The sequence below is a fragment of the Amycolatopsis regifaucium genome (assembly GCF_001613935.1).
In the GTDB taxonomy this organism is placed as follows: domain Bacteria; phylum Actinomycetota; class Actinomycetes; order Mycobacteriales; family Pseudonocardiaceae; genus Amycolatopsis; species Amycolatopsis regifaucium.
This window is the reverse complement of the sequence record NZ_LQCI01000034.1, coordinates 431,825-446,357: the sequence shown is the minus strand read 5'-3', so window position 1 is coordinate 446,357 and position 14,533 is coordinate 431,825. Positions and strand designations below refer to the sequence as shown.

At 68.2% G+C, this 14,533-nt stretch carries 12 protein-coding genes; 2 read left to right on the top strand and 10 right to left on the bottom strand.

Annotation, left to right across the window (positions count from 1 at the left end):
- Window positions 1–59: 59 nt before the first annotated feature.
- From AVL48_RS25905 to glf, 5 genes are all read right to left on the bottom strand, one after another.
- Entirely contained in the window at window positions 60–1,565 is a 1,506-nt protein-coding gene (locus AVL48_RS25905) for a hypothetical protein (RefSeq protein ID WP_061980614.1), read from the bottom strand.
- Between the two features lie 38 nt (window positions 1,566–1,603).
- Window positions 1,604–2,002 carry a hypothetical protein gene (locus tag AVL48_RS25900; protein WP_061980334.1) on the bottom strand — a complete coding sequence of 133 codons (399 nt, stop codon included), beginning with the start codon at window positions 2,000–2,002 and terminating at the stop codon, window positions 1,604–1,606.
- Window positions 2,003–2,100: 98 nt separating this feature from the next.
- Window positions 2,101–3,054 carry a decaprenyl-phosphate phosphoribosyltransferase gene (locus AVL48_RS25895; RefSeq protein ID WP_061980335.1) on the bottom strand — a complete coding sequence of 318 codons (954 nt, stop codon included), beginning with the start codon at window positions 3,052–3,054 and terminating at the stop codon, window positions 2,101–2,103.
- Window positions 3,051–3,569, bottom strand: coding sequence for a phosphatase PAP2 family protein (locus tag AVL48_RS25890; protein ID WP_061980615.1), 519 nt, complete (start codon window positions 3,567–3,569; stop codon window positions 3,051–3,053). Before AVL48_RS25890 ends, AVL48_RS25895 begins: the two co-directional genes overlap by 4 nt.
- On the bottom strand, window positions 3,562–4,788 hold the full coding sequence (glf, locus tag AVL48_RS25885) for a UDP-galactopyranose mutase (protein ID WP_061980336.1): 1,227 nt from the start codon (window positions 4,786–4,788) through the stop codon (window positions 3,562–3,564). The genes AVL48_RS25890 and glf overlap by 8 nt, the downstream gene beginning before the upstream one ends.
- Window positions 4,789–4,865: 77 nt before the next feature.
- Here glf and AVL48_RS25880 point away from each other — a divergent pair, with 77 nt between their 5' ends.
- Window positions 4,866–6,875 (top strand): DUF6541 family protein, encoded by a 2,010-nt coding sequence (locus AVL48_RS25880; RefSeq protein ID WP_061980337.1) that lies wholly within the window; start codon window positions 4,866–4,868, stop codon window positions 6,873–6,875.
- Between the two features lie 560 nt (window positions 6,876–7,435).
- Here AVL48_RS25880 and AVL48_RS25875 read toward each other — a convergent pair.
- A complete protein-coding gene (locus tag AVL48_RS25875) occupies window positions 7,436–8,329 on the bottom strand; it encodes an LLM class flavin-dependent oxidoreductase (protein WP_061980338.1) in 894 nt (297 codons plus the stop codon).
- Between the two features lie 82 nt (window positions 8,330–8,411).
- Here AVL48_RS25875 and AVL48_RS25870 point away from each other — a divergent pair, with 82 nt between their 5' ends.
- On the top strand, window positions 8,412–9,212 hold the full coding sequence (locus AVL48_RS25870; protein ID WP_061980616.1) for an HAD family hydrolase: 801 nt from the start codon (window positions 8,412–8,414) through the stop codon (window positions 9,210–9,212).
- Here the strand turns inward: AVL48_RS25870 and AVL48_RS25865 are convergent.
- The 4 genes from AVL48_RS25865 to AVL48_RS25850 form a co-directional block, all read right to left on the bottom strand.
- Complete coding sequence (locus AVL48_RS25865; RefSeq protein WP_061980339.1) at window positions 9,209–9,943, bottom strand: lysophospholipid acyltransferase family protein; 735 nt, start codon at window positions 9,941–9,943, stop codon at window positions 9,209–9,211. The two genes, AVL48_RS25870 and AVL48_RS25865, sit on opposite strands and share 4 nt — an antisense overlap.
- A gap of 311 nt (window positions 9,944–10,254) precedes the next feature.
- Window positions 10,255–11,721 (bottom strand): glycan biosynthesis hexose transferase WsfD, encoded by a 1,467-nt coding sequence (gene wsfD, locus AVL48_RS25860; RefSeq protein WP_061980617.1) that lies wholly within the window; start codon window positions 11,719–11,721, stop codon window positions 10,255–10,257.
- Window positions 11,718–13,328: an ABC transporter permease family protein gene (locus tag AVL48_RS25855; RefSeq protein WP_061980340.1), complete on the bottom strand. Its 1,611-nt coding sequence runs from the start codon at window positions 13,326–13,328 to the stop codon at window positions 11,718–11,720. The genes wsfD and AVL48_RS25855 overlap by 4 nt, the downstream gene beginning before the upstream one ends.
- A 203-nt stretch (window positions 13,329–13,531) precedes the next feature.
- Window positions 13,532–14,512 carry a lysylphosphatidylglycerol synthase transmembrane domain-containing protein gene (locus AVL48_RS25850; RefSeq protein ID WP_061980341.1) on the bottom strand — a complete coding sequence of 327 codons (981 nt, stop codon included), beginning with the start codon at window positions 14,510–14,512 and terminating at the stop codon, window positions 13,532–13,534.
- Between the last annotated feature and the right edge of the window lie 21 nt (window positions 14,513–14,533).

Below are 14,533 nucleotides of genomic sequence, written 5' to 3'. Positions count from 1 at the left end.
TCCTCTGATTGCGGTCGTTGCGCGTGCATTTACCGCATTCAGAGGACGAAATGCGGGTTCTACCGCGCGGACAGGAGGTAGAGCTGCTGGGTGCCCATCCACGGCGAGCTGATCGTCCAGGCGGCCAAGGCGTTCGGCGGTGGCGTCTTCCGGGTGGTGGCCAGCATCAGATCCGGGGTCGCGGGCGGGACGCTGTGGTCGAAGAACCGGAAGTTGGCTTCCAGCAGCGCCTTGCCGAGATCGCCGCTGCGGTTCTTCGTTTCGACGATCGCCGGGTCGACCGAGCCGCGGTCGGAGAACTGGTCGACGATGTCGCAGTCGCAGGAGTACGCGAGGGCGCCGACCTCACCGGCGCTTTCCACCTTGCGTCCCCTGGTGAGTTCGGCCAGTTGCGAGCCGATCGCGCGGTATTCGTCGGACGCGGCGTGGTTGCTGGTGATGGGCGCGAACCGGCGCGGCAGCTCAGGCGCGGCGTAGGCGAAGACGCTCACGAGGAGGAACGCGCCGGCGAGGAGCCCCGCCCCGAGCCGGGCCCGACCGCGTACCGCGCAGGCACCGGCGGCGAGGAAGATCGTCGCGCCGATGATGCTCGGCGCGTAATACCAGTGGTAGGGCGGGACGTTCAGCCAGCAGTAGGCCAGATAGTGCGCCGCGCCGGCGATCGCGAGCGTCGCGAACGGCACGAGCCGCTTCGCCCGATCCGAACCACGCCGGTAGTGGAACGTCCACAGTAGACCGGCCAGACCACCGATCACGAGTGGCAGGAACGCGAGCGTCGACGCGACGGGGAAGTTGCGCCAGTACAGCAGCGGGCCGTTGGTGAAACTGAACGGTCCCCACGACCGCTGCATGATCTTGATGACCAGGGTGTCGGGCACCGCCGAACCCAGCGCGAGCCAGCTGAACACGAACCACGGCAGCATCACCGCGAGCGCGGCGAACGTCATGCGCCAGATACCCACCCAGAACTCGCGGCGCGCGAGGAACAGCACGAAGGCGATCAGCAGCAGATCGATCCGGATGAGCGCGATCAGGCCGATCACCACACCCGCGGCGGCGGGGCGGCGTTCGTGCAGGAACACCATCAGCCAGACGACAGCCGTCGCGCCGAGGGCGACTTCGAGCCCGACCGACGACAGCAACAGCGGATTCACCAGCAACAAGCCCAGCGCCAGCGGGGCGAACCCGCCGGGAAGGCCGGTCGCGGTGCCGATACGGCGCAGGCCGAGCACGAGAAGCACCTGGCTCGCGACGAAGACGATCCCGGCGGCGAACACGGCGTCCCGGACGATGAACGTGAGGAGAGCCAGCACGAGAACGTTCAGCGGCGACGTCGCGGTGTTGGCGGTGCCGTCCTCGATCAGGCCCCAATGACCGTGGAAGGCGAGGTTCTTCGCATACGACAGCGTGATGTAGGTGTCGTCGATCAAATGCCCGCTGACCAGGACGAACACCAGTGAGGACGCCACCGCCGCCGCGGCAGGCAGCACCCAGGGTCGAGCGAGGACGGCGGCTACCGGCAGCGCACCGGTGGCCTTGGGCAATTCAGCGGAGGCGCTTCGCATCACGAACACCGTACACGGTGTCGTGATGATTCCGTTATCTACCGTCCGTGCGACTCGTCACGCCAGTCACGGTCACCGTGGCCGCCGCGGAAGTCACGGTGCCCGCCGGGACCGGCCGAGCCATGGTGTTCGCGGGAAAAACCGGGCCGGTCACCGTCGCGGGAGGCCAGGCCGACGGCGGTCCCGATGACCCCGCCGCCGAGGAGGAAGCCGAGAACGCCGACCGCCACCAGTTGCGTCGCGCGGTGCCCGGCGAACCGGCGGAAGCCACCCTTCGCGGGCGGAGCCTGCGGTGCGGGCACCCAGCCCGGCGGCGGCCCGGCCGGGGCGGCGGCCGGAGTTTCGGGTTCGGCGGGTTTCTTCGGGCTCTCGCCACCGACGGCGGGCTGCTCGACCGTCTTGTCTTCGTCTTCGGACGGCCGCTGCGGGTCGTTCATCTATCGCTCCTGGAGTCGATGGGGGCGGGCGCGGTGCCCGCCCCCATCACCGAGGATGCGTGCGCATCCTGTGGATGCGCTGTGTCCGAGCTGTCGATTCAGAGATAGAACGACAGGAACAGTGTGACGACCCAGCTCGCGCCGAGGACCTGCAGCACCCGGTCCTTGAGCGCGATCTCCTCCGGCTCGCCCGCGTTGCCGCCGTCGACGTCGACGGCGTAGCGCAGGACGGCGACCACGAACGGGACCATCGAGACGACGGCCCAGACCGAGTTGTGCTCGACCTGGCGGATCTCGAACGCCCACAGGCAGTACGACATGATCAGGATCGCCGCGGACGTCGCCCACACGAACCGCAGGTAGCTCGCCGAGTACTTCTTCAGCGAAGACCGGATCTTCGCCCCTGTCCGCTCGAAGAGCATGATCTCGGCGTAGCGCTTACCGGCCACCATGAACAGCGAGCCGAACGCCGTGACCAGCAAGAACCACTGCGAAAGCGCGATATCGGCGGCGACGCCACCGGCGATCGACCGCATCAGGAAGCCCGAACCGACGATGGCCAGGTCGACCACCGGCTGGTGCTTGAGCCCGAAGCAGTAGCCGAGCTGAACGGCCTCGTAGACCGCCAGCACGACCGCGAGCTGCCAGCTGGCGAGGAACGAGATGCCGAGGCCCGCGGCGAAGAACACGCCCGCCGCGACGAAGGCCACCGGGACCGGCACGATCCCGGCCGCGATCGGCCGGTTCCGCTTGGTCGGGTGGGCCTTGTCCGCCTCGACGTCGATGGCGTCGTTGATGAGATAGACCGAGGAGGCCACCAACGAGAACGCCGCGAAGGCGATCAGCGCGGCGATCAGCAGGCCGGTTCGATCCGTCGACTTGGAGAAAGCGAAGAACGGTGCGGCGAACACGAGCACGTTCTTCACCCACTGGCGCGGGCGTGCCGTCTTGATGATGCCGCCGACGAGACCGCCGGCGACCTTCTTCGGTTCGGCGGCCTCGGGTCCTACGTCTTCAGGCTTGGAATCGGCCTTCTCGGTCGTTTCGCTCATTGTCGTTTCTTCAGCTTCCGTCGTATGAGACCACCGACGAGGCCCCCCAGGGCTGCTCCGGCCAGAACGTCGGTCGGGTAATGGACGCCGAGCACCAGCCTCGAGGCGAGCATCGGCGGTACCAGGGCCGGGACCAGGTTACGCCCGGTCAATCCGGAGTAGAGCACCGCCGCCGCCGTAGTGGAGGTGGCGTGCGAGGACGGGAAGCTCAGCTTGCTCGGCGTCCCGACCAGGACCTCGACGCTCGGGTGATCCGGCCGCGGCCGCCTGACCACGCGTTTCACCGCGATGGACGCGGCGTGCGCGCCGACGACGCCGACCGCGGCGACCAGCCAGTCCTTGCGCCGCTTCTTGTCCACCGCCGCCCCGACGAGGCCCAGCGCGAACCATCCCGCGCTGTGCTCGCCGAAGTGCGAAAGACCTCGTGCCGCCTTGACGGTGACGTCACTCTTCAGGACGCCCTGTGCCTTCGCGAGAACCGCCACCTCGCCGGTGGGAGCGCCCTTCTCAAGCATCGAGGGACCCGTCCAGAGGCGCGCCATCGGTGAGGTGCGGCGCGATCTTGTTCTCGAACGCGGTCAGCGCGGAGCCGATCGCCATGTGCATGTCGAGGTACTTGTAGGTACCGAGACGGCCGCCGAACAGCACGTTCTTGTTCTTGGCCTCGGCCTTCGCCAGCTCGCGGTAGGCCTCGAGCTTCTCGCGGTTGTCCGGGGTGTTGATCGGGTAGTACGGCTCGTCGGTCTCGCCCGCGAACCGGGAGTACTCGCGGAACACGACGGTCTTGTCGTTCGGGTAGTGCTTGCGCTCCGGGTGGAAGTGCCGGAACTCGATGATCCGGGTGTAGGGCACTTCTTCGTCGTTGTAGTTGACCACCGAGGTGCCCTGGAAGTCGCCCGTCTCGACGACCTCGGATTCGAAGTCCACCGTGCGCCAGGTGAACCGGCCCGCGGAGTAGTCGAAGTAGCGGTCCAGCGGACCGGTGTAGACGGTCGGCGTGCCGGCGGGGATGTGCTCGCGGACGTCGAAGTAATCGACGTTCAGCCGCACCTCGATGTTCTCGTGCTCGGCCATCTTCTCGAGCCACGCGGTGTAGCCGTTGACCGGCAGGCCCTCGTAGGCGTCGTTGAAGTACCGGTTGTCGAAGGTGTAGCGGACCGGGAGCCGGGTGATGATGTCGGCGCCGAGGTTCTTCGGGTCGTTCTCCCACTGCTTGGCCGTGTAACCCCGGATGAACGCCTCGTACAGCGGGCGGCCGACCAGCGAGATCGCCTTCTCTTCGAGGTTCTGCGCGTCCGCGGTGTCGAACTCCGACGCCTGCTTCGCGATCAGCTCGCGGGCCTCGTCCGGCGTGTGCGACTTGCCGAAGAACTGGTTGATGAGCGCCAGGTTCATCGGGAACGAGTAGACCTGGTCCTTGACCCGCGCGAACACGCGGTGCTGGTAGTTCGTGAACTCGGTGAAGCGGTTGACGTACTCCCACACCCGCTTGTTCGACGTGTGGAACAGGTGCGCACCGTAGCGGTGCACCTCGATCCCGGTCTCCGGCTCGGCCTCGGAGTAGGCGTTTCCACCGATGTGGTGGCGCCGCTCCAGCACGAGGACCTTCTTGCCGAGTTCGGCCGCGGCCCGTTCGGCCACGGTCAGCCCGAAGAAACCGGACCCGACCACGATGAGGTCGTAGCCGGTGAAATCGGCTTCAGTAATCTTGTCGGGGTTCGTGTGCGCGCTCACGGGCGTCGAGGGTACGCAGGTCGCCTACGTGCCCTGCACCGAGCACCGGTTTTCACCTTCGACACCCTTAGGAAGCAGTGCCTACTCCGGACACCTTCTGGTCGTACTTCGGCGCGACCGTCACCTACCTGGCCGTGCTGGCGATCCCCGGTGGCCTCGTCGGCCGGGCCGCCGGCCTGCGCGGCTGGGCCCTGGCGGGGCTGGCCCCGCTGCTGTCCTACACGGTAACCGGACTGGCCGGTCCGTGGCTGGCACTCGCAGGCGTGTCGTACAACCCGCTGACCGTGGCGGCCGTCACGGCCGTGCTCGCCGGGATCGGTCTCGGCCTGCGGAAGCTGGGCCAGGCACGCGGCTGGGGCAAGCCGGGCGCCGAGGAGCCGCCGACGAAGTGGCATCCGCGCGCGCATTACGCCGTCGCGGCCTGTGTGGCGCTGGCCGTGGGGATCTCGATCCTCGTGGTGCTCTCGGCCCGCGGCGGGACGACGGCGGTGTTCCAGCGCTGGGACACCGTGTTCCACGCGAACGGCATCCGCTACATCGCCGAGACCGGCGACGGCTCGCTGACCGGCATGGGCACCGTCAACTGGTATCCGGACGGCTCGTTCTACCCGAACGCGTATCACCTGGTCGGCTCGCTCGTGTACTCGATCTCGGGCACGACGATCCCGGTCACGCTGAACGCCATCACGATGCCGGTCGCCGGGATCTTCGCGCTGTCGATGGTCGCCCTGATCCGGCAGCTCGGCGGCCGGGCGGTGTTCGCGGGCTGCACGGCACTGGTGGCCGCGGCCGCGACGACCGGCGCGTACGAGTCGGTCTCCAGCGGGCTGCTGCCGTTCGCGCTGGGCATCGTGCTGACCCCGCTGGCCGTCGTCGCGCTGGCCCGGTTCCTCGCGCGGCCCGGTCTCGACACCGGCTACGTCCTCGCGCTGACCGCCGTCGGCCTGCTCGCGGCGCACTCGTCGGCGCTGTTCGGTGCGCTGCTGTTCGCCTTCCCGGTGGTGGTGCAGCGCTGGTACCGCGCGCTGCGGCACAAAGCGCTCGACGGCGTGCCGGATGGCCGCGGCGGTTGGCGGGTGATCGGCGGTGACGTCGTCAAGATAGTGCCGGTGATGATGGCCAGCGGGCTGCTGGCGGCGCCGCACATCCTGGGCGCCCTGAAATTCACTTCGGGTTCATATCCTTATTACGCGTGGGGCTCGAACCTTCCGGTGGTGAAGTCGCTCGCGCTGCTGGTGACCTTCCGGCAGGTGCTGAGCGCCCCGCAGGTGTGGCTGACGGTGCTGCTGGTCATCGGCGTGCTGAGCCTGGTCAAGCTCGGCAGGATGCGCTGGATCGGGCTCTCGGCGCTGGGTTTCTCGGCGCTGTTCGTGCTGGTGGCCTCGTTCGGCGCCGAACCGTGGGTGATCTCGCTGTCGCGGCCGTGGTGGAACGACCGCTACCGCCTGATGGCGCTCGCCGCGATCCCGCTCTGCCTGCTCGCCGGGCACGGGATGGCGGAGCTGCAGCGCTGGTTCGCGAAGTGGGCGAGCGGCCGGTCCTGGGTCAAGAGCAGGCCTGCCTTGCCCACCCGACTCGGCCTGGCGACCGCGGTCTTCGTGGTGGCCGCCTCGGCGGTGCTGACCAAGGGTTTCTACACCGAGTCGAACGCGCACGCGGTGTCGTTCCTGTACTACAACGGCCCCGAGGGTGAGGTCACCCCGCCGGTCAGCGCCGACGAACTCGCCGCGATGGATCAGCTCACCAAGATGAACGTCGGACCGGACGAGAAGGTGCTCAACGAGCGCTTCGACGGGACGGCGTGGCTGTACGCGATCACCGGCATCCATCCGGTGGCCGGGCACTACGACCCGGGTGTGCCGCCGCCGGACGCGAAGTACCTGGCGCTGCACTTCCGCGACTACGACACCGACCCCGAGGTGCGGGCGGCGGTCAGGCGGCTGAACGTCAAGCACGTGCTGATCGGGAGCACGCCGATCAAGATCGGCGAGCCGCCGGCGCCGGGGCTGCGGGATCTGGACGGGCTGGACTTCCTGCGGAAGGACTACAGCAACCCAGGCGCGTCGATCTACACCCTGACCCGCTGACCCTCACCACGCTCCTCGCGCTCCTCGCGCTCGCTCGCTGACGCTCACCGCGCTCGCCGCACCCCACGCAATGAAAGGCCCCTTCCTTGCGAATTTTGCAAGGAAGGGGCCTTTCATCTCACGCCAGCGCCATAAAAGGACCTTTCCTAGCACCCATGAGAGGAAAGGTCCTTTCCTCGCGAAATTTGCAAGTAAAGGACCTTTCATAGCAGCCGGGAGGGTCTGGCGCCGACCCCGAACGGTCTCCCCAAGGGCGCCCAGCGCCCGACGGAAACATTTTGCGGGACGCCCTGCCCCGTGAACGCGAGTTCCACCACGATCCGCGTCCCGCGAAATTTTCCGTCAGCGCGCGACAGACAAACACAGCGCGACAGACAAAGACGGCTCGCGTGGTCGCGGACTGCCCCCGCCGCGACCACGCGAGCCTTCGTCCCCCATTCACCCCCGGGGTGACCCGTGAGGGGCAGCCGTCGTCGGCCGCGCCCACTCGCTGTACTTGTCTCTCAGACGACCGTTAGGCGGAACCGGTTTACCCACCTCGTCGACGTCACCCGTTCAGCCTAAGAACTTTTTCCCTGGAGTACCGGGAGTACGTCGCGGGCGACCTCTTCGAGCGTCGACTCGCGGCCGACGTAGTAGTCGCCGGAGCGCGGCCAGTGGGTGACGATGTCGGTGAATCCGAGGTCCTCGGCCCGCCCTGCCGCGTCGGTGAAGGCGCCGACGCTGGAGAGTGAGAAGACCGGCGCCGCGTCGAGGCTCAGGAACCGTTGCACGCTCGCCTTGTCCCGGCCGACGGCCTCGACCCGCTCTTCAAAGGTTTTCACGAGTTCCGCGACGCCCTTCCACCACTCGTCCTGGGTCTCCGACTTGACGCCGGTGGTGGCCCAGCCCGCGCCGAACCGCGCGGCGAGCGTCATCGTGCGCGGACCGTTCGCGGCGACCAGGAACGGCAGTCGCGGCCGCTGAACGCAGCCTGGCAGGTTCCGCGCGCCCTTGGCGCGGTAGTACTCGCCCTCGAAGTCGAAGCCGTCGGTCATCAGCAGCCCGTCGAGCGCCTCGACGAACTCGGTGAACCGGTCCGTTCGCTGCTTCACCGACAGTTCCGGGCCGTCGAGGACGGCGGCGTCGTAGTTGGTGTGCGGCACACCGGCGCCGACACCGAGGATGAAACGACCGTCGGAGACGTCGTCGAGGGTGAGCAGCTCACGGGAGAACGACACGGGATGCCGGGCGACCGGAGAGGCGACGAAGGTACCCAGTCTGATCCGGGACGTGACCATGGCGGCCGCCGTCAACGTTGGCATCGCACTGAACCAGGGGCCGTCGACGAGGGTCCGCCAGCCGAGGTGGTCGTACGTCCAAGCGTGGTCGAAGCCGTACTCCTCGGCGGCCCGCCATTTCGGCTCGGCCGCCCACCAACGATCTTCCGGAAGGATCACGATGCCTACGCGCACACCCCGGAAGGTAGCGGTCTCCTCCGACACTTCGCCCGATGGGCGGATCTTCGGGGACAATGTGCCGGTGGAGAAACCGCTCTTGATCGCGTCCGACGTCGACGGCACCCTGCTCGGCCCGTTGGAGACCCTGACCGAACGCACGGTGGACATCGTCCGGCGCGTCACCGCGGCCGGAATCCCGTTCGTGCTGGTCAGCGGCCGTCCGCCGCGCTGGATCGCCCCGATCGCGGAACCGCTGGACCTGACCGGCTACGCGGTCTGCGCGAACGGCGCGGTGCTGTACGAGATCGGGACGGACCGGATCGTGGCGGTGCACGGGCTGCTCGAACCCCAGTTGCTGCACGACACCGTGAGTGCTCTTGATCACGCGCTGCCCGGTTGCCGGTTCGCCGCGGAGCGGATCGGCGAGTCCGCGCGGGACCCGGAGATGCGCAACTTCGTGATCGAGCCGGACTATCACAATCCCTGGGGCAACCACGAGGGCACGGAGGCACCGAGGGCCGAGGTGCTCGGGCATCCGGCGATCAAGCTGATGATCAGCAGGCGTGGGATGAGCTCCGACGAGATGGCGCGGGCGGCGCGCGAGGTGCTCGACGGTTCGGTCGACATCACCTATTCGACGAACTCCGGTCTGATCGAGGTCGCCGCGCACGGCATCACGAAGGCGACCGGGCTGGCCGAGGTCGCCGAGCGGCTGGGCGTCCCGGCCGAGCGGGTGATCGCGTTCGGCGACATGCCCAACGACCTCGAAATGCTCAGCTGGGCCGGGCATGGCGTGGCGATGGCCAACGGCCACCGCCAGGTGCTGGCCATCGCCGACGAGGTGACCGCGCCGAACTCCGAAGACGGTGTCGCGCAGGTGCTCGAACGCTGGTTCTAGCGACCCTCGCGGTCCAGCTTGGCGGCCTCTTCCGGCGTCGGCGCGGTGCCGCCGAGGTGCGCCGGAAGCCACCAGCGTTCGTCATCGGAACCCGGTTTCTCCGGGTAGTCCGCCTGAACCCGGTCCACGAGCGCGGACATCCGCACACGAAGGTCCTTCGAGAGAACCTCGGCGTCTTCGTCGGCCTTCGGGTGGATCGGCTCGCCGACCAGGATCGAGATCGGGACGTGGCGTTTGGTGAGGTCCTTCGGGCGGCCCTTGGTCCACAGCCGCTGCGTGCCCCACAGCGCCATCGGGACGACCGGAACGCCGGCTTCGGCGGCCATCCGGACGGCGCCGGATTTGATGTCCTTCACGGTGAACGACCGGCTGATCGTGGCTTCGGGAAACACCCCGACGACCTCTCCGGCCTTCAGCCGCTCGACGGCTTCGCGGTACGACGCGAGACCCGCGCCACGGTCGACGGAGATGTGGTGCATCCCGCGCATGAGCGGCCCGGCGATCCGGTTGCTGAAGATCTCCTTCTTCGCCATGAACCTGACCAGGCGTTTCGCCGGTTGCGCGCCGAGACCGCAGAAGATGAAATCGAGGTAGCTCACGTGGTTGCAGGCGATGACCGCCCCGCCGGTGGCCGGGATGTGCTCGGTCCCCTCCACCCGGATGCGGTTGTCCAGCACCCGGAACATCAACTTCGCCGCCATGATGACGGGCGGGTAAACGAGCTCAGCCATTCGTTCAGGTTACGCGACCGTAGGGTGACCAACCTACGGTCGCGTAGGTCACATGCGCGCACTCCTGTCATCACCGCAGGTCACTGCCCCCTAAATTGGGTCCGCTGAGGCACGAAACCACCGAAATCACCCTGACGCCGCGAGGCAGACCAAACGCCCAGCGTCGCTGGCCTATCTCGCGCTGGGCACGGTGTCCCTGATCAATCTGATCTCGTTCATGCCCGCATTCCCCAAGCCGCACGAGCAGGCTGGGGCGACGCGGTGAACCACTACCGCATGTCGGAACAGACCGGCACGGAACCTGCGGTTCGTCACGGGACTTTGGACGTCAGGGAAGCCAAGTCCTTCTGACGCGCGAAGGTCACCAGCGCCAGGACGACGCCGAGCAGCGTGCAGTACAGCGCGATCACCTGGTGCTTGACGTTCTCCAGGCCGTCACCCAGCGCCGCCAGCGCGAACTGCCCGGCTGCGACGGCGAGCAGGAACCAGAGCGCGACGCCCACCGCGTCGCGCCGGGTCTTCCAGCCGCGCGCGGCGAGCAGGAACCAGATCGGCAGTAGCGCGAAGAAACCCAAGGGCGCCAAGAGTTTCGTGCTGGTCGACGCCACCGGGACGCGGTATTCCTGCGCCTCGGGGGCGAATCCGGCCGAGCGGTCGAAGCTGCCGAGGTAGGGCGGTCGCGCGGTGAGCAGGTCGCCCGCCGCGCGGTGCAGGATGCCGATGGTGCGCGGGGGATGCGTCGCGAAGTACTCGACGACGTTGCGCCTGCTGATCTGTTCGCGGTATTTCGGGTACTCGGGATCGAGCGTGGCGGGCCGCGGATGCCACCAGCCGTTGCCCGCGTACTGACCGAACGAGGCGGGTAGCCCCAGCGCGGCGAGGTCGGCTTCGGTGTCGTGCTGACCGTCCACAATGGTCAGAAAGATCGTGTTGAACATGTTGATCTCGCGGGAATCGTCACCGGGGCGCTCGGCGATGGAGCCGTCGGGCAGCTTCGCCGGTTCGACGGTTTGCTGCGCGTAGGCCGTTCCGCCGGCGAGCGCGCCGATGACGAAGACCACGGGCAGCCACCGCTTCAAGCCTCGTACGCCCGCCGGGCGGACGAGCAGGACGGCGAGCGCCAGCAACGGCAGGATCATCAGCGTCTGCACCTTGGCGTTGACCGCGATGATGCCGCCGAACAGCAGTACGGCCAGTCCCGCGTAGCGCCACCAACCCGGCCGCGCGGCCACCAGCAAGCCACCGACGGCGAGCAGAAGGCCGAGGAACGCGGCACCTTCGCCCAGTACGGACGCGAAGTAGCCGAAGAACGCGGAGTCCGCGACGACCAGCAGGAGCCCGGCGGTCGCGGAGGCGCGGACGCGCCGCGAGTACGGCAGGCCGACGACGATCAGCGCGACCGCCGCCGCGGCGAGGACGCTCATGAGCACGCCGAGCACGACCAGGCTGAGTGTCGAATCCAGGCCGAGCAGTCCACCGAGCGAGCGGGCGACTCGCGCGAACCAGCTCTGGCTCAGCAGATACGTCGCGTCGCATTCGCCCGCCGGAACGGTGTACTCGAGCCGTACGAACGGCTCCGGCTTCCCCTTCCACGGGATGCCCGCGCCACAGAGCACCCGAAAGCCGTCGCCGTTGTCGGACATCGCCACCGGCCTCGGCACGAGGAAGCGGACCAGGAGGACGGTGAGCGCCGCGGCGAACACGCCGAAGCCGAACAGACGCGAGGACGCTTCGAGCGCTGCTGGGCGGCCGGGGGAAACGCGTTCGTCGACACTCACGAAGGGCACGGTACGTGGCGGAATTCGGGCGAGAAGTCGAGGGCGGGCGTCACCGACCGCTCGACATCGGCCCGCAAAAACACGGTGAGCCACGAAGAGGTGCCTTCACGCACGAAGGTCGCGACGCGGTACCTGGCCGCGTACTCCGGGTCGATCACGCAGGACTGCGTCGCCGAATAGCCGCTGTCGGTGATGACGGCGATCGTCGGATGCCGCCGGGAGACGACGGCCTCGTCCGCTTCCTCGGTCTGCCCGCGAACGCCGACGATCTGCAGCTGCGTCCCGGCGTGATACGACAGCGCACCCGGCGCGGACGTACTCACGACCGAACCGGGCGGCAGGTAGACGCCGAGCCAGCGGCCGATCTCCTCCATCTGCGCGCCGTGGTCGTGCCAGGCGCGCACGCCGGCCAGCATGTCCGGGCTGAACACCGAGGCCAGCACCGCGAGCCCGGACAACGTCACCGCGGCGGCGGGCATCAACCGCTTGCCTGCCGGCCTCGGCCGAGGGCTCGGTTTCGAAGCCGCGGCGAGCACGCCGTAGACCGAGACCGCCGCCACCGCCAGCAGCGGCGGGATCGGCGCCAGCAGCCGCCACGCCGGCGCGGCGTCACCGCCGAAGAAGACCACGAACCCGGCGAGCACGACGGCGGTGACGAGCATCAGCCAGATCAGTGCTCTGGCCTCGGCCTCGTGGGGCGTACGGCCGTTGCGACGCAGCGGCAGCATCACCGCCGCGACCAGGCCGAGCAACAGGAATCCCTGGTGGACCACCGAGAACCCCGACAGGTAATGCCAGCCGCGGTCGATCCGCGCCGGGATGTCGATGTCGAAGGGTATGAGGACCGCGGTCGGCAGGACGTGGTCGTAGTAGGTGGCCCGCCACGCCGTCCACGGCGCGACGAAGACGAGCCCGCCGAGCAGCCAGCCCACCGGCGACCACCAGGTGTACCGGCCGCGCAGCGCGGCGACGACCAGCCAGCAGCCGACGAGTACCGCGAGCAGCGTTCCCGATGGGCGCGTCATCGTCGCGAAGGCGACGAGCACGCCCGCGACGACCGGACGACGTGCGGCGAGGGAGGCGAAGACGCCGAGGATGAGCAGGACGAACAATGGCGTCTCGGTGCCGGATCCGCCGTACGCGGCGAGCCCTCCGGCGGCCGCGACGAGCATCGCGGCGGCCACGCCACAGGCCGGACGGGGCTCGCCGGCCGCCCGCGCGACCACCCGGTTCACCGTCACGTACGCGAGCAGGACGGCGCCGAGCGTGGCGAGGATTCCGAGCACGATCGCCGACGTCTCGATATCGGCCCCGAAAGCGGCCTTCGGCAACGCGAGCGCGATCATCCAGAGGAAATTCGCGTACCCCTCGATCCGTTCGCCGGTGTTGAACACCGGACCGTTGCCGTCGGCGATGTTCTGCGCGTAGCGGAAAGTGATGTACGCGTCTTCCGCGATCGTCGAGTACACCAGCTGGTGCACCAGTGAGAAACCGAGCGTCAACGCGAGCGCGGCGGCGCGCCAGTTCTCGTCGGCCTTGATCTTGGGCCAGGCCACGAGGACGAAGGCGGCGACCACGAGCCAGGCGCCGACGACCGCGACCACCACCTGATCCCACCCTCCCGGGCTGAGCCTCTCCCCTGGCGGAAAGACTACGGTCAAGTAATCGATCACCGCGCCAAGGTGTTTCCTTCGACGCAGTGACTCGACACGAATGGGCGAGTGGACGCCGTCGCGGTCATTTCCCCATCCCTGATGCGTTTCGTCCTCTGAATGCGGTCCTTGCGCGTGCAACTACCGCATTCAGAGGACTAAACGCGTGGGGTGGAGCGAGCAGCGAGGCGGGCCGAGAGGGCGGCGACACCGGCGGTGATCAGGTCGGCGACGGTGAACATGACGCGCGAAGCGATGGCGAACGCCGTCGCCTGGACGACGGTGAGGCCGGACGCGGTGAGCACGGCGACCTGGGCGACCTCGCGGACACCGACCCCGCTGGGCAGAATGAACGCGAACGTCCCGACGGTCATCGCGACGGCCATCGCGCCGACGCACAGCACGAATCCGCTGAATCCCGGCGTGCCGACCGAGTTCGCCAGCAGCCACAGGTGCACGCCCTGCAGTGCCCACGCCGCTGTCGACGAGCCGAAGACCTTGCCGACGACCGACCAGCTCAGCCGGTGGTCCAGTGGCGGGCGGCGCAGGATCCGCAGCACCAGTGACGTACCCCAGGTGAGCACGCGCGGATGCAGCATCGCCAGCCCGACCGGGATCAGCACGAACAGCCACAGCGCCCGCGGGCTGTTGCTGAACACCGCGGGCGCCGCGAGCAGCGAGACGACCAGCGCGGAGACCACGCCGACGCCGAGTTGGATCAGCGAACCGGTGAAGATCCGGGCCCTGGCGAGCCCGGCCTTGCGGCCCAGTTCCATCTGCAGCAGGTATGCCCACACCGAACCCGGCACGTACTTGCCGAGCGAACCGACGAGGCAGATCTGCGCGCCACGGGCGTAGCCGACCGGCTTCCCGAGGTCGTCGACCATGACCTGCCAGCCGTAAGTCGACACCATGATCGCGGCGATGAGGGCGAGCAGACTCAACGTGGAGGATTCCCAGGCGACGTCGGACAACGTCCGCCAGAATTCACCCCAATTAGCCACCAGTGTCTTCGCGGCGAAACCGACTACCGCGATGATGGCGATCCAGCGGACGACGTCGAGGATCTTCGCTTTGGTGGATTTCGGTTGCTTTACCGCAACCGGAGACTCCTCCTCGGGCGTTTCGACGATCGTCACTGAACCTCCTCCGCGGTACCG